The following is a 16627-nucleotide window of genomic DNA, read 5'->3' as shown; positions in this document are numbered from 1 at the left end:
GTCAGCTGCCCTCTGTCAGAAGTTCGGGAGCGGCGCGCAGGGCGCGGGCGCTCAGGCTGTGTTTGATCGGCTGATCGGCGGCAGAGCCGTTGCGGATCAGGGTGAAGGTGTCATTGGCAGTGGCGGTCAGGGTCAGCGGCGCAGTGCCGGGATGGGCGCAGCCCTTGGCGCAGCCGGAGACATGCAGATGGGCGTCTTCCGGCACATGCGGCGCCAGATCGCGGGCCAGATCGCGGGTCGCTGAAAGCGCCTGCAGGCAGCCGCGGCCCCCGGTGCAGGCGCTCACCCGCAGGCGTGGATCCGCTGCGTCCAGGATCAGGCCGGGCAGGGGAGCGATATTGCTGGCACCTTCGATCAACAGCATCCGCCAGGGCGTGAGGCGCAGGGCGCCGTGATCGGCAAGTGATGTGAGCGTGCCCGCTAACATTTGGCCAAATTCCAGCGCAACCAACTGGCCTGCGCCCGTTTGGCCCGGCCTGGCAGCCGAAGAAGCCACGTTGGCGACCAAGCTATAGCCTGATGGAAGTGGTGTGCCTTTGGCAAGGTGCAACCTCATCCGCCCGCGCCCATCGGGTGCACCACCAGTGTCAAGGAACCAGCGGGCGAGGTTCAGTGCCTCGGGGACGGCGGTTTCCCGTGTCACGGACAGGCCAAGCTCGGCGCCATCGGGGCGCAGGATCAGGCCCGATGCATCGCGCTCGATACGGATATCTGCGGCAGAGTCTTGCAGGACGGGCGCTGTGCCACAATCCACCGCGAAACCGAATTTTCCCGGCAAGCTCAGATCCGTTGCCGCCGTCAGGGTCGCCGCCAAATTACGGGCAATCACTGCGTTGTCGTCGCCTTCTGTCCAGAAGGGTGTCAGCATCACATTGCGCCGTGCTTCGGCAGCCTCATCTGTGTCGAGAAGCCCAAGATCCCGTAGGCCAGAGAGCAGCGCAGCGTGGCTGTCGTCCTTGATGCCGCGCATCTGCAAGTTGGCCCGGGCTGACAGGTCAAGAAGGCCATTGCCATGTCGCCGGGACAGTTCAGCAACGCCGCGCGCCTGTTCGGGGGTGAGCCTCCCCATGGGGGCGCGCAGGCGCACCACCAGCCCGTCGCCCGACATCATTGGGCGCAGGGCACCGGGGCACCATCCGTAGACTTTTGGGGCTGCGCTCATGGTGCGCCCTCCAACTCGGCGATGATCGAATTGCGCCGGGTGACCCAGAGGTCGGCCTCAGCCAAGGCGCGGAAGCGGTCGCGCAGGGCGGCCAGCGCGTTGGGGTTCTCCCGCTCCAGGAACTCCACCAGATCGTCCCGGCCAAGGGTGGCTTCGAAATAGAGGTCAAACAGGTGTGGCGGCACTGCCTGCGCCAGATGGGCGAAGGCCGCCATGTGATCGAGCGTTGCTGCAATCTCGGCACCACCGCGAAAGCCATGGCGCATCATCGAAGTCGCCCAATCCGGGTTGGCGGCGCGGGCGCGGGTGACGCGGGCGATTTCCTCGCTTAGGGAGCGTGCCTGCGGTGTATCAGGGCGGGTGGCGTCCATATGGTATAGTGCGGGCGCTTTTTGCCCGATACGGGCCATGGCGGCGGCAAAGCCTGCCTCATGCGCAGCGTAATCCGATGCGACCAGAAGATCGGTTTCCGGCAGGTCCTGAAGATGCACAAAACTGTCGGCGCCCTTCAGGCGGTCTTCCAGCGCGGTGCGGGCCTCGGCAATCTCGCCCTTGGCGTCGATGGCATGGGAGGAGGCATTGAGCCAGGCCTCGCCCGCGGCGGCGCGGGCCTCGTCCGAGTAATCGTCCAGATGTGCGCCCATGGAGAGACCGTATTGGCCGGGTTTCGGGCCAAAGACGCGCGGCACCTCTGTCAGGTAGGGGTTGTCGGTCTTGGCCTCGCCCCGCTCCGCCAGAGCGGCGGCAGCGGTCTCGAACATCTGGGCAAGGCCGGGAAAGACATCGCGGAACAGGCCCGAGACGCGCAGGGTCACATCGATGCGGGGACGGTTCAGCATGGAGAGCGGCAGAACCTCAAAGCCCGAGACCCGTTCAGAGCCTTCATCCCATTTTGGCGCAAGGCCTGCCAGATGTAGCGCCATGGCGAATTCCTCGCCCGCGGTGCGCATGGTCGCCGATCCCCATAGATCAATCACCAGCCCCCGTGGCCAGTCGCCGTGGTCCTGAAGATGGCGGCGCAGCAGCTCTTCCGCCAGCTTGACCCCCTGCGCATGCGCCGCCCGCGAGGGCAGCGCCCGTGGATCGGTGGTAAAGAGGTTGCGCCCGGTGGGGATCACGTCCGTGCGCCCGCGAAAGGGAGAGCCAGAAGGGCCGGGGGCCACCAGCCGCCCCGAGAGCGCATCCATCACCCCGGTGATTTCCTGTGGTCCGCACTGGCCGGTGCCAAAGATGTGCAGGCCCTCGCCGTACTGGCTTTCCTTGATGTCGCAGACAAAGGCATCGATGCGGGTGATCGCCTCGGCAGCGGAGCAGTCGGGGGTAAGGCCCAGATCCGCCTCGACACCGGTTCCTTGCGCCTCGGCGCGGATATCTTCGATCAGACGGTCGCGGCGGGCTGGGTCCAGACCATCGGCGGTTGAATACTCATCCAAGAGGCTTTCCAGCCGTGCCATGCCGTCTGGCAGGGTGGTCTGCGCCAGTGGCGGCGGCAGGTGGCCCACGGTCACACCGGCGATGCGCCGTTTGGCTTGTGCGGCCTCGCCGGGATCGTTGACGATGAAGGGATAGATCACTGGCAGGGCACCGATCAGCGCCTCGGGCCAGCAGGTGTCAGACAGGGCGACCGCCTTTCCGGGCAGCCATTCCAGCGTGCCATGGGCGCCAATGTGGAGGACCGCGTTCACCTGTTGCTGGAGCCAGAGATAGAAGGCCACATAGGCATGGCGCGGGGTGCGGTCCAGATCGTGATAGTCATCGACGCGGGTCGTGACCTCGCCCCGTTCGGGTTGCAGGGCGATGATCGCCTTGCCTGCGGTGAGGGCCTTCATGTGAAAGGCACCATCCTGCAGATCCGGGTCGTCTTCGGGGGCACCCCAGGCCGCCTGAAGGTCGGCTTGCAGGGCTTCGGGCAATGATTTCAGCGCTGCCTTGTAGTCTTCACAGGGCAGGGAGATGCGCTGCTCTCGGAGGCGGGTGCCAAGATTGTTTTCAGCCGTGACGCTGTAGCCCTGATCGGCCAGAGCGCCCAGTAGCTGTTCGCAGGAAGCCAGCGCATCAAGGCCCACCGCATGGGCGATGTTGTAGTCGCGCCCCGGGTAGGTGGAAAGCACCAGCGCCAGGCGTTTGTCGCTGTTTCGGAGCTTGGCCAGCCGCAGCCAGCCTTCGATCCGGTCCACGGCGGCGCGCACGCGGGCCGGATCGGCACGGTGGGCAAAGCGCGAATACTGGAGGTCGGGGTCCTTCTTGGCCGGGGCCTTGAAGCTGACCACGCCCGCCATGATACGGCCATCCACCTCGGGCAGGACCACATGCATGGCAAGGTCAGCGGGCGACAGGCCCCGCGCCGCCTCGGCCCAGTCCTTGCGCCGCGCGGTGGAGAGCGCCACCTGGAACACCGGGCAGCCTGTTGTGCTCAGCGGCGACGGGCGCCCGTCTGAGCCTTGCGCCGAAAAGGCGGTGGCGTTGATGATGGCGGCGGGGGCAAGCCGGGGGAGTTCCGCTCCCAGCCAATCGGCGGCTGCGGGGGCCTTGAGGCTGGCGGCAAAGGTGCCATAGGCGGCATAGCCGCGCGCGCGCAGCTCGGCGATCAGCGCATCCACCGGGGCGGTGTCTGCCGAAGTCAGGTAAGAGCGGTAGAAACTGACCAGGACCAGCGGCTTGTCCTCTTGGGGGATGTCCGCGATCACGCCCCTATCAGGGTCGTAGTAACCATAGTCGGGCGTTGTCTTCATCCCCGGAACCGGGCCCGCGTATAGGCCTGCTGCCAGTGCAAGCTGTGCCAGGGCCGCTTGGGATGCGACCGCGCCGCCTGCATCGCACAGCGCCTGAAGACGCCGCAGGGTCGAGACCGGCAATGTAGAGAGTTCGTCAAGCCGCGGATCCTCGCACCCGTCGGCGGGCAGGATGGCGAGGGCGATCCCCTTGCGACGGGCCAGGTCCTGAAGGGTAGCAAGGCCGTAGGGCCAGTAGCTTTCGCCGCCAATGAGGCGCACCAGAACACCCTTGGCGCCTTCCAGCGTCTGTTCGGCGTAGGTGTCCACCGAGAGGGGATGTTTCAGCGCCACCAGATTGGCAAGGCGACAGGAGGGAAGCTTACCGCCCGCCCGGTGCCAGCCCGCGGCAAAGGCGCCCAGATCGCTGTCGGAAAAGGACAGAACGATCAACTCGGCCGGATCCTGCCCGACGTCAAACGGCCTATCGGTTGCTTCAAGCCCGTGGCTTTCGCGGAAGACGACATGCATGGGTCAGCTCCGCAACAGCGCAGTGAGGGGCGCGACCGGCCTCGGGGGGGCGTTATGCGCCCTCCCGGGGGGGAGGTCGGGCGCGTCCCGGCCTGTCAGCCGGGACAAGTCCCTATGGGTGGTGCCGCGTTCCCACATGTGTTCTCAGGCTCCCAGATCCGCGTGGATGCCGGTCACATCGATATCGTCGTGTTCGGCAATCACCACCAGTTGGGTCTTGCGCGGCTGGGCGCCCCAGGGTTGGTCGTATTGGGCGCGCAGCCGTTCGCCCACCGCCTGAACCAGCATGCGCATCGGTTTCCCTTCCACCGCGACATAGCCTTTGACGCGCAGAATTTTGCGGTTGCGGGCCATGTTGACGAGGCGGTCCTGCAGGTCCTGCGGGTCGGAGACTTCGCCCATTTCGACGACGATGCTTTCAAAATCATCATGCTCGTGATCGTGGTGGCCATCGTGATGACTGGGGCGAGCATTCAGATCGTCTTCCGCCGCCGCGCCGATCCCCAGCACCACACGCGGATCGATCACGCCTTCGCTCATCGGCAGGATCGGCAGTTGGCGCGGGGCTTCGGCTTCGATTACGGCACGGGCCTTGGCAAGGCCTTCTTCCCCGGCAAGGTCTGCCTTGGACAGAAGCACGATATCTGCACACGAGATCTGGTCCTCGAAGACTTCGGACAGCGGGGTTTCATGATCCAGACTGTCGTCCGCTTCGCGCTGGGCCTGCACGGCGTCAAGATCCGGGGCGAATTGCCCTGCGGCGACGGCTTCGGCGTCGGCCAGCGCAATGACCCCGTCTACGGTGATGCGCGAGCGGATCGCGGGCCAGTCAAAGGCTTTGAGCAGCGGTTTCGGCAGCGCCAGCCCGGAGGTTTCAATCAGGATATGTTCGGGCGTTTCCGGCAGGGCCATTAGGGCCTCGATCGTGGGGATGAAATCGTCCGCCACGGTGCAGCAGATGCAGCCGTTCGCCAGCTCCACGATATTGTTTTCCGGGCAGTTTTCATCGGCGCAGGATTTCAGGATGCCGCCGTCCACGCCCGCGGTGCCGAATTCATTGACCAGCACGGCCAGACGTTTGCCCTGCGGGTTTTGCATCAGATGGCGGATGAGTGTGGTCTTGCCCGCGCCGAGAAAGCCGGTCACCACGGTGACGGGAATTTTGTTGAGATCGCTCATCGGTTACTCCTCGGATGGGCTGTCACCCGGCTGGGGCGCCGGGGGAATGCGGGCGATGGATTGTTTGCGAAAGACCTGCGGGCGCGCACGCCAGGGCACCAGACCGTCGTCGGTCGCGGCATAGGCAGCCGCACCTTGCAGGATGTCATCAACGTGTTGATCGGGATCCAGATCGCCGTAGATGTAGCTCCAGCGCTCGGTGCCGCCGCTCAGCACCATGGAACACCCGCGCTTGCAGGCGGACAGGCATTCGACGCCGCGCACCGAAACCCCGTCGGGCAGGTCGGCGGCGCGCAGCGCCTGCAGCAACAGGGTGCCGGGCCGGGTGGCTTCGGGATCAACGCCTTCGCGCTTGCAGGTGGTGCAGATGGTCAGGGTGACCTCTGGGCTGCCTTTGGGGGGCTGTTCAGCCGTATCCTTCGCCATTGGCGGGCGTCTCCTTGCGTCCTGTCAGACAGACGGGGAGAGGCCAGAGGGGAGCCGTATGGATGAATCGGCTCTCATCCGGTCGCGGCACACCCCGTCCGCCCGTAGATTAAGTCTGTTGGCAGGTCTCCCGGCTTGCGGATCTCAAGGCCGCCGCATTGCTGCGGGGTCTTTGCGGTTCTCCGGCCTTCCCGGTGTTACCCAGTGGCGTGGAGACCTCTCCGGTCACGGTCGCGGGGGCGGCTGTGCTTGGGCCAGATGGCCGTGTCACATTCCCTCTTCGCCTGCATTCGCAGGAACCAACAAAATCCCCTTGCGCTATTGCGGGCTTCCTTGTCAAGACATGGTGCCAAACTGCAGGAGGGCACTTGGTGACCGAAAAGTCTGATAACGGCATTTCCGAGGAAGAAGCGGCACGGCACGCGTCCAAGATGGCGAAAAAGAAAGCGGCGCGTGACCGCATGATGGCCAATAAGGACGGTGAAAAGGGGCTGATCATCGTCCACACCGGCCCCGGCAAGGGCAAGTCCAGCTCGGGATTCGGCATGATCATGCGCTGTATCGCCCACGGCATGCCATCCGCTGTGGTGCAGTTCATCAAGGGCGCCTGGCAGACCGGCGAACGCACCCTGATCGAGCAGCATTTCGGCGATCTGTGCCAGTTCTACGCGATGGGCGAAGGATTCACCTGGGAGACTCAGGACAAGGCCCGCGATATCGCGGCGGCCCGCGCAGGTTGGGAAAAGGCCAAGGAAATGATACTGGATGAGCGCAACACAATGGTTTTGCTCGATGAAATCAATATCGCGCTGCGCTATGAATATCTGGATCTGGATGAGGTTCTGGAGTTCCTGGTCGAGCAGAAACCGCCGATGACTCATGTGGTTCTGACCGGACGCAACGCCAAGGAAGAGCTGATCGAAATCGCGGATCTGGTGACCGAGATGGGCCAGATAAAGCATCCTTTCCGCGCCGGGATCAAGGCGCAGAAAGGGGTGGAGTTCTAAGACGGCCAGACCATCTGCAGAGGTGTCACCGGGCAGGGAATACCGTGCCCGGTGCGTTTGGATTGCCCCGCCGTTACGCGGCAACCTTGTCCTTGATATAGGTATCGACGGCGGCGCGCTCTTCCTCGGTCAGGCGCAGGCCCAGTTTGGTGCGGCGCCACAGGAAATCATCGCCGCTACGCACCCATTCGTTGGCAATCGCCCAGTCCAACTCCCGCTCGGTGATGGTGGCGCCAAAAGTGTGCCCCAGCGCCTCGGCGGATTTTGCTTCACCCAGGATCAGCCGCGCTTCGGTGCCATAAGCGCGGATCAGACGCCGGGCCCAATAAGGCGTCAGGAAGGAATAATCCGCTGCAAGATCCGCCTGCAGCTTGGTCACATCTTTGACCGCGAAATTGCCGCCGGGCAGGGGCACACCTGCTGTCCAGTTGCCGCCGACGCCGGGCAGGGCCTCGGAGATCTTGGCAAGCGCGGCCTCGGCCAGTTTGCGGTAGGTGGTGATCTTGCCGCCAAAGATGTTCAGCAGCGGTGCATTGCCCGTGTCCAGTGACAGCACATATTCCCGCGTCGCCGCCGTCGCCGAGCTGGCGCCATCGTCATACAGCGGGCGCACACCGGAGTAGGTCCACAGAATGTCGTCGCGGTGCAGCGGCTTTTTGAAATACTGCGAGGCAAAATGGATCAGGTAGTCCTGTTCCTCGGGGGTGCAGGTGGGGGCCGTCTCCGGGTCGGGATGGTCGGCGTCGGTGGTGCCGATCAGAGTGAAATCCTCCTCATAGGGGATGGCAAAGATGATCCGCCCGTCGGTGCCCTGAAAGAAATAGCAGCGCCCGTGGTCGAAGAGTTTCGGAACCACGATATGGCTGCCGCGTACCAGACGCACGCCTTCGCGGCTGTTCTGGCCCAGTTTCTGGTTCAATACCTCCGCAACCCAGGGACCCGCCGCATTGACCAGCATCCGCGACCGGCGCGTGAACACTTGCCCCGTCAGACTGTCCTTCAGGTGGATGAGCCAGTGATCCTCGGCGCGTTCAGCCGCCAGAACTTTGGTGCGAGTCATGATTTCGGCGCCGCGCGCCTGCGCGTCGCGGGCGTTGAGCACGACAAGCCGGGCATCCTCGATCCAGCAGTCCGAATATTCAAAGGCGGTCTGGAACTTGTCCTTCAGCGGCGCCCCCGCTTCGTCGCGGCTGAGGTCCAGCTTGCGGGTGCCGGGCAGGATGCCGCGCTTGCCCAGCGTGTCATAGAGAAACAGCCCAAGGCGGATCAGCCAGGCCGGGCGGCGCCCTTTCATCCAGGGCATGATCCGCGTCAGCAGGCGGGAGGTCGGCGTTTCACTGTCGAACCGCATCTCCTTGTGAAAAGGCAGCACAAAGCGCATCGGCCAGGAAATATGGGGCATTGCCTTCAGCAAGACCTCGCGCTCGATCAGCGCTTCGCGCACCAGACGGAATTCGAAATATTCCAGATAGCGCAGACCGCCATGAAACAGTTTGGTCGAGGCAGAGGAGGTGGCCGAGGCCAGATCGTTCATTTCTGCAAGGCTGACCGACAAGCCACGGCCTGCCGCATCGCGGGCAATGCCGCAGCCGTTGATGCCGCCGCCGATGATGAACAGGTCGGTGATCTTTTGATCAGTCATTTTCGTTTCTTTCGTTTTGGCTGGCGGTGTCTCCCGCCACGATGATGCGTGTTCCCGCGGCGCGCGCTGCCTCGGCAAAGGCATTGGGCACCGGCGCATCGGTGATCACTACGTCGAGATCCGCCACATCGCAGATCCGCACCGGCGCGGAGCGGTCGAATTTGCTGTGATCGCAGACCAGAACGCGGGTACGTGCGTTTTTCAGGATGGCGCGGGCGACGGAGACCTCGCGACCGTCGTGGTCCATGATGGCGCCATCCGCATCGAGGGCGGAGGCGCCGATAATGGCGAAATCGACCTTGTAGCGGGAAATGAATTCCACGGCGTCTTCGCCGACGATGGCGCCGTCGCTTTGCCGGACCGCGCCGCCAACCAGGATCAGCTCACGCGCCTCGCCACCCATCATCATATTGATAATGTTTATGTTGTTGGAAATGACTGTCAGGCCGCGATGGCCGGATAGGGCACGGGCCACTTGCTCGGTCGAAGTGCCGATATTGAGCGTGATCGAGCAGTCTTCGGGGATGAGTTCTGCGGCCTCGGCTGCCATCGCCAGTTTCCCCGCCGCGTTCAGCTTGCGCCGGTCCGCGTAGGCGCGGGTGGCGGCTGAGCTGACGCGCACCGCGCCGCCATGCACGCGCGACAGCGCGCCGCGCTGCGACAGCTCGCGTAGATCGGTGCGCACGGTCTGCAGCGACACGCCGAACCGCTGTGCCAGATCCTCGACCTCGACGCGATCCTGAGTGTTCAGCAGCTCTATGATTTCGTTCTGACGAGTCGTGGCATCCATGGGCTTTCCTTTTCAAAGCCCATCTAGCGATTTATTTTCGCTTTGTCATCGTTTGTTTTCGAAAAAGTTCGCTTTGCGCGGAGAACAAAAATCCACTTGTCGCGCAGGCTTCATCTCGCCCGCCCCGGCGATATGCGGGACCGGGGGGAGTTGTTTCAGATGTCAGGGGAGTGTCAGATGACAGGGATCAGGTGGTTGTCCCAGCGCAGCTCGGCCTGGTTCAGGACCGACAGGCGACCCTTGGCGATCTCGACGATCTCACCGCTGCCTGAACTTGCGATGAACCCATCTGCCGATTGGGACAGGCCGCAGACATCGGGCAGATGATGTTCCGTGGTGAGCGCGCCGCTTGTGGTGTCCATGACCTGCACCACGCCGCCGCGGGGCGAGGTGACAGCCACTTGCTGACCATCAGTGGAAAAGGCAATGGAGCCGCCATATCCATTGAGGTTGCGCAGGCGCGGGTCATCGGCGGCCATCAGCCGTGGTGCACTGCCGGGCTTGTGCAGCCCGACGATCGGCACATCTGCACCCAGATCGCCCTGCCATTGCATGGCAAAGGCAACGGTGCCATCCGTCTGCATCGCGAGATGGCGGATCGAGTTCTTGTGCAGCTGGGCGTCCAGCTCGACCTGTTCGGTCACCTGGCCGTCGAAATCCAGATAGCTGAGGTTGGGTCGCATGGTGGGGATGTTCAGCTTGGCCCGGCCACTGTCGGGATGGGTGTCGATGCCGCCATTTGCGACGACCAGCCCCGTACCATCTGCGCGCAGCATCATGTCATGCGGGCCGATCCCGCCCGAGGCAAAGCTGCCGATGCGGCGGTAGGGGGCGGTGCCATCCCAGACACCAATGATGCCGCGCCCGGCCTCGAAGTGGTTTTCGGTGGTCAGCAGCAGGCTGCCATCGGGTGTGAAGACGCCGTGTCCGTAAAAGTGATGACCTGCCGGAGGCCCCAGCCGGGCCAGTTGCGCGCCGGTGCGGCAGTCAATCACATCGGCAAACCGGCCGGGGCGGCGGGCAAAGGCCACCGCGATGGGCCGCGTGGGGTGGGCGGTGGCAGCATGGCCGCGGCCGGGCAGGGGGTGGCTGAACAAGAGGGTGCCAAGGTCCGAAAGGCCCGCCAGGAAAAAGCTGCCATCGGCGGCCTTGCCTGCGGACAGATAGGCGGGCGAGCCCAGATCGGCCCAGCTGGCCGCCGGGGCCATCCCTGCCGCCAGAAGCCCGGCCAGAAATCCACGTCTTGAGGGCATGTCTTTGGGTCCTTTCTGTTAATCGCCGTCCAGGGCGTTGAAACCGGCCTCGACGCCAAGCGCGGGACCGAGATCCTCACCGATGGTTTCGCGCAGCTTCCGGATGTCCTGCTGCACCGCCTCGATCCGCAGCCGCGTGCCCGGCTCTGCAACGCCTGCAAAGGTCGGATCGTCGAGGCGCTTGGCGTGTTTGATCGCAGTGTCAAAGGCCCCATCCAGTTTTGCGGTAAGGTCGGCATCCCCGTCGCTGAGGATGCGGGCCAGCGGTGCCAGCGCCTCCAGCGCCAGGATCACGTGGTGCTGGGAACGGCCCGACCGATAGGCCTCAGCGCGTTTCGGGCGCGGCCTGTCGTAGGTGCCCAGCGGCCGCCCCAGCCGCATGTCGATCAGGATCTGCAGGCCGGTATTCAGCGCCTTGAACAGTTCCTGTTTGACCTCGGCCTCTGAGCGATAGCGATCACCGGGGTGGCGGATCTTGTCGGCATAGCTGTCGCGCCAGTCCGTCCAGATCACATCGGCTGTGGTGGCGATATCTTCTGCAATGGCGCGGGTCAGCTGGCAGCGGTAGTCGGCGCTGCCCTGCTGCTGCATGTCCTTGTCGTAAAGGAGGAATTCCAGCGCATAGAAGCCGCGCGCTGCAATCGATACGCTGGTATAGGCCGCCGCATCCTTGGCAATCGGATCCTCGGCAGTGATCAGCGCCCGCAGCGCCTTTGGCGTTTTGCCCCGGCTGTCCGGCCAGAAGGCGAGCGCAAAGGCGCGGTTATCCCTTTCGGTCGGCCCGAACCGCAGGTGGCTGACCGCGACCCAGGCATCAAAGGCTTCGCCGTAGGCCTGCTGCAACTGGACCGACCCGGGGTCGCAGACCTTAGCGGCTGTCGCGCTCAGTTGCTGGGCCTCCTGCGCCAGTGTTTCGAAACCCGGCAGGATATGCTGTTCCAGAGCCTCCTCGACCACACCGGCTTGTGCGGTGGCGGGTGTCAGGGTGAGCGGCAGGGCAAGGCTGAGGGCAAGGGCGGGTGCCAGCAGGCGGGACAGTGAGGGGCGTGTCATAGACTCTCCAGAAAACGGATAAGATCGGCGCGGTCCTCGGGTGACAGGTAGACCACGGTGTTGCGGGCATCTTGCGCCTCGCCGCCATGCCACAGGATCGCCTCTAGCAGGCTGCGGGCGCGACCATCATGCAGGTAGGTGGCGCGCGGCGATACCTGCTGCGTCAGGCCAATCCCCCAGAGCGGCGCGGTGCGCCATTCCCGCCCGGTGGCGCGGGCTTCGGGGCGGTGATCGGCAAGGCCTTCGCCCATGTCATGCAGCAGCACGTCGCTGTAAGGCCAGATCAGCTGGAAACTGTGCTCGGGGCGACTTTTCAGACGATGGGTCACGAATTTGGGTCGGTGGCAGGTGGCACAGCCGCTGTTGTAGAACAGTTCCTTGCCGCGCAGCACTTGCGCATCGTCCAGGTCGCGGCGGGCGGGTACGGCCAGATTGCGGGCGTAGAAAGTGACCAGATCCATGTTCGGTTGATCGATCTCGGTGCCGCGGGCGTCATCATTTCCGTGCGGGGCTGCGCGGCATTTTGTTTGGCTCGTGGTGCATTCCCCCCAAGGGGCGGGAAACAGCGGCGTGGAAATGCCGATATCGCCGGAAAAGGCGGCAGCGGATTGTTCGTGCACTGTTGGCATGCCCGCCTTGAGGCCAAAGCGGCCCAGCATGATCTGCTGAAACTCTTCGGACCAGACCAGATTGGCCCGACCGGAAATGCCATCTCCGTCGGCGTCGTCCGGATCGGCAGCGGCAAGGATATCGGCGGTGGGGATCGCCTCAAGCAGGCCAAGGCCAATCATCGGCGGCGCCACGCGGGGGGACAGCATGGCGTTGGTGTGCAGCGGGCCGTAGCCCAGATCCTCGGCGCTGTAGATCGGTCTGCGCAGGGTGGCGGTTTCGCCACCATTCAGATCGACGGTCTCTTCTTCATATCGGATGCCAAGCCGGTATTCCGGGGAAATGCCTGGGGCCGAGAAATCCTGAAGCTGCTGCCCATAGGTGGGGTCGGGGGCCGTGCCGATATAATCCTTGATTGCCTGAACCTGCTCGGGCACCGGACCGGGAACTGAGACGCGCAGAAACATAGCGGCAGAGCGGTAATCCGGCCCCGCAGGCACATGGCCGCGCCCGTCCTTCAGATGGCAGCGCTGGCAGGAACGGGCGTTGTAAAGGGGGCCAAGCCCGTCAGAGGCGCGGGTGGAGGAGGGCGAGAACACCCAGATCTTCTTAAACAGCCCGTTGCCCAGCTTGAATTCCAGCTCCTGCTCGAAAGACAGGTTGGCGGAGTGCTGGGAAAACGCCTCATCGTCGCTGCGGGCGCGTGTTGTCGTCGCGCCAGCAGGATGGGTTTCATAGGCTTCGGGAGCCGAAAAATCCGTGGCAGGGGCCGTCACGGCGCGGATCCGCTGGCTGTCCTCGGTGGTGCGGGGGATCACATCCAGATGCGGATCGCCAAGGGGCAGGCTGGTCAGATCCAGCGCCTGTCCGGCGTTGGCTGCGACAAGCGCCGCAGCCAATAGGAGGTTACTCTTCAGCCTCTTCCATCTTGGTGGCGTTGAGTTGTGCATAGTTTTCGGCACCGATCCGCTCGTGCAGGTCCAGCTGTGTCTCAAGAAAGTCGATATGGCCCTCTTCATCGGCCATCAAGGCTTCGAACAGCTTCATGGTTACGTAATCGCCTGCGGTGTCGCAGGCTTCGCGGGCTTCCTTGTAGAGCGCGCGGGCGCTGATTTCGGCCGCAAGATCGCATTCCAGCGTTTCCTTGGGGTTCTGGCCAATGCGAAGGGGGTCCAGTTTCTGCAGGTTGGGATGGCCGCCAAGGAACAGGATCCGTTCGATCAACTTGTCCGCGTGCTGCATCTCTTCGATGCTTTCCTCGCGGCTTTTCTTGGCCATGCTGCCCAGCCCCCAGTCTTCCTGCATGCGGAAGTGAAGCCAGTACTGGCTGACAGCGGTCAGTTCATGGCGCAAGGCCTTGTTGAGGTAGTCGATGACGATTGGGTCGCCCTTCATGGCTGTTCTCCTGTCCGAGTGGCTTGCGTAGGTTCTGCAACTGCGCAGGTACACTTACCTTAGCATTGCCGCGCATCGTGTCGAGGAAGAGCGGCATGCATCCGCCACAATCAGCGGCTTTGCCAAGCGCATGGTAGATTTTGCCGGGGGTGATGATCGTCCGGGGATCTGCGGCGCGCATCCAGTCGATGGCGGCGTGAATGTCGTGATCGGTGATCTGTGTGCAGTGGCAGACGATCATGGCCTGGCTCCCTTGGAGGTGGCAAAGGGGATCTCGATTCCTGACATCAGGTATCTGACAAAAATAGTCAGGTGGCAAGGGGTAATGCTGACTATTTTTATCGGAGATAGTCCTTGGCACAGTGTCGCTGGTCCAATGGGGGCAGCAGGGCGCATGAAAAAGGGCCGCAGAAACTGCGGCCCAGTCGGGTTCTGTTGCGAAAAGCAGTCAAAACCGAGGGATCGTTCAGCCGCCAAGCGGAATGATCAGGCTCACACCCAGCGTCGTGTCGGCAACGCCGGTGTCTTCGACCTGGGCCAGAGCTCCGGACAGGGTCATGCCGTTCTGGAATTCGTAATCCGCGCCAACCGAGATCAGATCGGTGTCGCCTGCGCTGTCCAGATCACGGTGGGCTAGGGTGCCGGACAGGGTCCATTGGCCAATACCATAGGCCGCGTTCAGCGTGGCATAGGTGGCGTCATCCGCGCCGCCGCCAAAGTTGGAGAAGGAGGCAACCTCTGCGAAGACATCAAACCCGTCTGCAAAGGAATGGCCGATGCCGGCGACGAAGCCTTGTTCGTCATCCACATCGCCAGCGCTTGCGCTCAGATGGCGGGCGCCAATATGGAACCGGGTTGCGCCGACGCTATGCGCCCATTGGATGGCAAAGTTGTCCAGCTCGCCGGTGTTGCCTGCGCCGCCCGCAGCGGCGGTATTACGGCCCCGGTCGAACCAGGCCGAACGGCTGAGACCGGTGTCATCCGCATAGAAGACGCCAAAGGACAGGGTGCCCGCGCCATTGAGCTCTACATCAGCCAGGACACCGATCTGTTCGGCGAGTTCATAATCTTCGGCCAGGGTGCCGCCAAAGAAACCCGCTGCATCGTCCCATGCGGTGCCGAACACGGGGTGGAGTTTACCAATGGAGACGGTGGTTGCTTCGCCGGTGCCAAAGCTGAGGCCGATCTCTTCGATGTAGAGGCCGATGTCGTCAAAGCTGCGGTCGGCAGTGGCGTCAGTCACGCTTTCGGCGGTGAGGGTCGAGAACAGCGAAACGCCATTGTCGAAGGTATAGGTGCCGGTGGCTGTGATGGTCGCGTAGGTGTCGCGGATTTCGTTCGCGGCCACGTCCGAAGAGATGATCTGCTCGTTGCCGATTTCGATTTCACCTTCCCAGGTGAATTCGGCCTGTGCCGCCGTTGCGGAAAACACGAAAGGGGCGCCGAAAGCCAGCGCCGCAGCCAGAGTCTTGTTCATAGTACTGTCCTGATATTTGGATACCGGGCGGCGTATCTGGCTGCGGTTGTCGGCTGGGCCGCCCGGAGATTTTTTGAGTTATTGGAAGACGGCGCCCGGATTGTCGAGCGAGTCGGAGCCTTCGAATTCGACGTCGGTCAGTTGCAACGTTGCAACCGCGCGTTCGATCGAACGGGTCTGGTCGATCAGACCGTTCACACCGCCCATCACCAGCGCTTCGCCTGCGGCATTGCCCTGTTCCAGCATCTGGTCATAGGAGAAACCGGCCTCGGCTGCGGTCTTGATCCGACCAAGCGCCTGCATGGTGTCGGCCAGCTTGCCGCGCAGTTCCGCGTCCAGATCGGCATCGGCTGAGGCAACAAGATCCGAGAGCGAGGCGCCGGAGACGAGCTCACCGTTCACCCGCACGTATTCGCCCAGATAGACGTTCTGAATGCCAAGCCCATCGTAATAGTGGCTGTTGTGGGTGTTGTCGGAAAAGCAGTCGTGCTCTTCCTCGGGGTCGTTCAGCATCAGGCCAAGGCGCATCCGCTCACCGGCCTGTTCACCGTAGGAGAGCGATCCCATGCCGGTCAGCATTGCGACGATGCCTGCGCCTTCATCGGCCATCAATTCGGCGCGGGCGGCGCCACCCTCGGCCCATTGTGCGGCCATCCAGTCCAGATCGGAGACCAACAGTTCGGTTGCGGCCTGCAGGTAGGCGCCGCGCCGGTCACAGTTGCCGCCGGTGCAGGCCTCACCCTTGGCGTAATCGGTCCATGGGCGGTTGCCCGCGCCATGATCGGTGCCATTCAGATCCTGGCCCCAAAGCAGGAATTCGATGGCGTGATAGCCGGTTGCCACGTTGGCCTCGACGCCGTCTGCCTCGTGCAGGGTGTCTTCCAGCAGTGCCGGGGTGATGTCGCTGGTGTCGATGGTCTGGCCTGACAGCTCAAATGCGGGATTCGCGATCACGTTCAGCGCGGCCAGTGCGTTCTCATCTGAAGGGCCGCCATAGGAGGCATCCACGTAGTCGATCAGCCCTTCATCTAGCGGCCAGGCGTTCACCTTGCCTTCCCAGTCGTCGACGATGGCATTGCCGAATCGGAAGGCTTCGGATTGCTGGTAAGGCACGCGTGCGGCCAGCCAGGCGGTGCGGGCGGCTTGTAGAGCTTCGGCCGAGGGCTCCGCCACCAGCGCATCAACAGCCGCCTTCAGCCGCTGGGCGGTGGTCAGGCTGTCCTGATAGGTCGCCTGGGCGATATTGGCATAGGTGGTCAGAACGGCGCCTTTTTCGGGGGCCACTGGTGCGGCCATTGCGGCAGAGCCGCCCATGGCGAGGGCTGTGAGAGCGGTTCCGGTGAGAAACAGCGATTTCATCGGGGTTATCCTTGCTTGGTTGGATCGGAAGAT

The 16627-nt window shown here is 63.6% G+C and carries 14 protein-coding genes and 1 riboswitch; of the genes, 1 reads left to right on the top strand and 13 read right to left on the bottom strand.

Annotated elements, in window-relative coordinates; translation table 11 throughout:
* Window position 1: 1 nt before the first annotated feature.
* From cobG to JL2886_RS05820, 4 genes are all read right to left on the bottom strand, one after another.
* Window positions 2–1162, bottom strand: coding sequence for a precorrin-3B synthase (gene cobG, locus JL2886_RS05835; protein WP_065271147.1), 1161 nt, complete (start codon window positions 1160–1162; stop codon window positions 2–4).
* Window positions 1159–4404: a cobaltochelatase subunit CobN gene (cobN, locus tag JL2886_RS05830; protein WP_065271146.1), complete on the bottom strand. Its 3246-nt coding sequence runs from the start codon at window positions 4402–4404 to the stop codon at window positions 1159–1161. The genes cobG and cobN overlap by 4 nt, the downstream gene beginning before the upstream one ends.
* A gap of 144 nt (window positions 4405–4548) precedes the next feature.
* Complete coding sequence (gene cobW, locus JL2886_RS05825) at window positions 4549–5583, bottom strand: cobalamin biosynthesis protein CobW (RefSeq protein WP_065271145.1); 1035 nt, start codon at window positions 5581–5583, stop codon at window positions 4549–4551.
* A 3-nt stretch (window positions 5584–5586) separates the two neighbouring features.
* Complete coding sequence (locus JL2886_RS05820) at window positions 5587–6009, bottom strand: DUF1636 family protein (RefSeq protein WP_065271144.1); 423 nt, start codon at window positions 6007–6009, stop codon at window positions 5587–5589.
* A gap of 102 nt (window positions 6010–6111) precedes the next feature.
* A riboswitch (cobalamin riboswitch) is annotated at window positions 6112–6328 on the bottom strand.
* Window positions 6329–6380: 52 nt separating this feature from the next.
* Here JL2886_RS05820 and cobO point away from each other — a divergent pair.
* Entirely contained in the window at window positions 6381–7016 is a 636-nt protein-coding gene (cobO, locus tag JL2886_RS05815) for a cob(I)yrinic acid a,c-diamide adenosyltransferase (RefSeq protein ID WP_065273559.1), read from the top strand.
* Between the two features lie 73 nt (window positions 7017–7089).
* On the opposite strand, the gene glpD is transcribed toward cobO, so the two are convergent.
* From glpD to JL2886_RS05775, 9 genes are all read right to left on the bottom strand, one after another.
* On the bottom strand, window positions 7090–8658 hold the full coding sequence (gene glpD / locus JL2886_RS05810; protein WP_065271143.1) for a glycerol-3-phosphate dehydrogenase: 1569 nt from the start codon (window positions 8656–8658) through the stop codon (window positions 7090–7092).
* Entirely contained in the window at window positions 8651–9448 is a 798-nt protein-coding gene (locus JL2886_RS05805) for a DeoR/GlpR family DNA-binding transcription regulator (protein ID WP_065271142.1), read from the bottom strand. The genes glpD and JL2886_RS05805 overlap by 8 nt, the downstream gene beginning before the upstream one ends.
* Window positions 9449–9621: 173 nt before the next feature.
* Entirely contained in the window at window positions 9622–10701 is a 1080-nt protein-coding gene (locus JL2886_RS05800; RefSeq protein WP_065271141.1) for a DUF1513 domain-containing protein, read from the bottom strand.
* A gap of 18 nt (window positions 10702–10719) precedes the next feature.
* Complete coding sequence (locus JL2886_RS05795; RefSeq protein WP_065271140.1) at window positions 10720–11754, bottom strand: imelysin family protein; 1035 nt, start codon at window positions 11752–11754, stop codon at window positions 10720–10722.
* Window positions 11751–13313, bottom strand: coding sequence for a di-heme oxidoredictase family protein (locus JL2886_RS05790; RefSeq protein WP_197492338.1), 1563 nt, complete (start codon window positions 13311–13313; stop codon window positions 11751–11753). Before JL2886_RS05790 ends, JL2886_RS05795 begins: the two co-directional genes overlap by 4 nt.
* On the bottom strand, window positions 13270–13758 hold the full coding sequence (gene bfr / locus JL2886_RS05785) for a bacterioferritin (RefSeq protein WP_065271139.1): 489 nt from the start codon (window positions 13756–13758) through the stop codon (window positions 13270–13272). Before bfr ends, JL2886_RS05790 begins: the two co-directional genes overlap by 44 nt.
* Complete coding sequence (locus tag JL2886_RS19175; RefSeq protein WP_082996010.1) at window positions 13706–13999, bottom strand: (2Fe-2S)-binding protein; 294 nt, start codon at window positions 13997–13999, stop codon at window positions 13706–13708. The genes bfr and JL2886_RS19175 overlap by 53 nt, the downstream gene beginning before the upstream one ends.
* A 225-nt stretch (window positions 14000–14224) precedes the next feature.
* Window positions 14225–15235, bottom strand: coding sequence for a porin (locus tag JL2886_RS05780; protein ID WP_065271138.1), 1011 nt, complete (start codon window positions 15233–15235; stop codon window positions 14225–14227).
* Between the two features lie 78 nt (window positions 15236–15313).
* Window positions 15314–16594, bottom strand: a complete 1281-nt coding sequence (locus JL2886_RS05775; RefSeq protein WP_065271137.1) for an imelysin family protein — start codon at window positions 16592–16594, stop codon at window positions 15314–15316.
* Window positions 16595–16627 lie beyond the last annotated feature (33 nt).

Source organism: Phaeobacter gallaeciensis (assembly GCF_001678945.1).
Lineage (GTDB): Bacteria > Pseudomonadota > Alphaproteobacteria > Rhodobacterales > Rhodobacteraceae > Phycobacter > Phycobacter gallaeciensis_A.
This window is presented reverse-complemented; position numbering and strand designations above follow the sequence as displayed.

What these genes read in the sequence shown, in the direction of transcription:
- cobG (WP_065271147.1), bottom strand. Translation starts at nt 1,162, where the DNA reads ATGAGCGCAGCCCCAAAAGTCTACGGATGGTGCCCCGGTGCCCTGCGC.
- cobN (WP_065271146.1), bottom strand. Translation starts at nt 4,404, where the DNA reads ATGCATGTCGTCTTCCGCGAAAGCCACGGGCTTGAAGCAACCGATAGG.
- cobW (WP_065271145.1), bottom strand. Translation starts at nt 5,583, where the DNA reads ATGAGCGATCTCAACAAAATTCCCGTCACCGTGGTGACCGGCTTTCTC.
- JL2886_RS05820 (WP_065271144.1), bottom strand. Translation starts at nt 6,009, where the DNA reads ATGGCGAAGGATACGGCTGAACAGCCCCCCAAAGGCAGCCCAGAGGTC.
- glpD (WP_065271143.1), bottom strand. Translation starts at nt 8,658, where the DNA reads ATGACTGATCAAAAGATCACCGACCTGTTCATCATCGGCGGCGGCATC.
- JL2886_RS05805 (WP_065271142.1), bottom strand. Translation starts at nt 9,448, where the DNA reads ATGGATGCCACGACTCGTCAGAACGAAATCATAGAGCTGCTGAACACT.
- JL2886_RS05800 (WP_065271141.1), bottom strand. Translation starts at nt 10,701, where the DNA reads ATGCCCTCAAGACGTGGATTTCTGGCCGGGCTTCTGGCGGCAGGGATG.
- JL2886_RS05795 (WP_065271140.1), bottom strand. Translation starts at nt 11,754, where the DNA reads ATGACACGCCCCTCACTGTCCCGCCTGCTGGCACCCGCCCTTGCCCTC.
- JL2886_RS05790 (WP_197492338.1), bottom strand. Translation starts at nt 13,313, where the DNA reads ATGCACAACTCAACGCCACCAAGATGGAAGAGGCTGAAGAGTAACCTC.
- bfr (WP_065271139.1), bottom strand. Translation starts at nt 13,758, where the DNA reads ATGAAGGGCGACCCAATCGTCATCGACTACCTCAACAAGGCCTTGCGC.
- JL2886_RS19175 (WP_082996010.1), bottom strand. Translation starts at nt 13,999, where the DNA reads ATGATCGTCTGCCACTGCACACAGATCACCGATCACGACATTCACGCC.
- JL2886_RS05780 (WP_065271138.1), bottom strand. Translation starts at nt 15,235, where the DNA reads ATGAACAAGACTCTGGCTGCGGCGCTGGCTTTCGGCGCCCCTTTCGTG.
- JL2886_RS05775 (WP_065271137.1), bottom strand. Translation starts at nt 16,594, where the DNA reads ATGAAATCGCTGTTTCTCACCGGAACCGCTCTCACAGCCCTCGCCATG.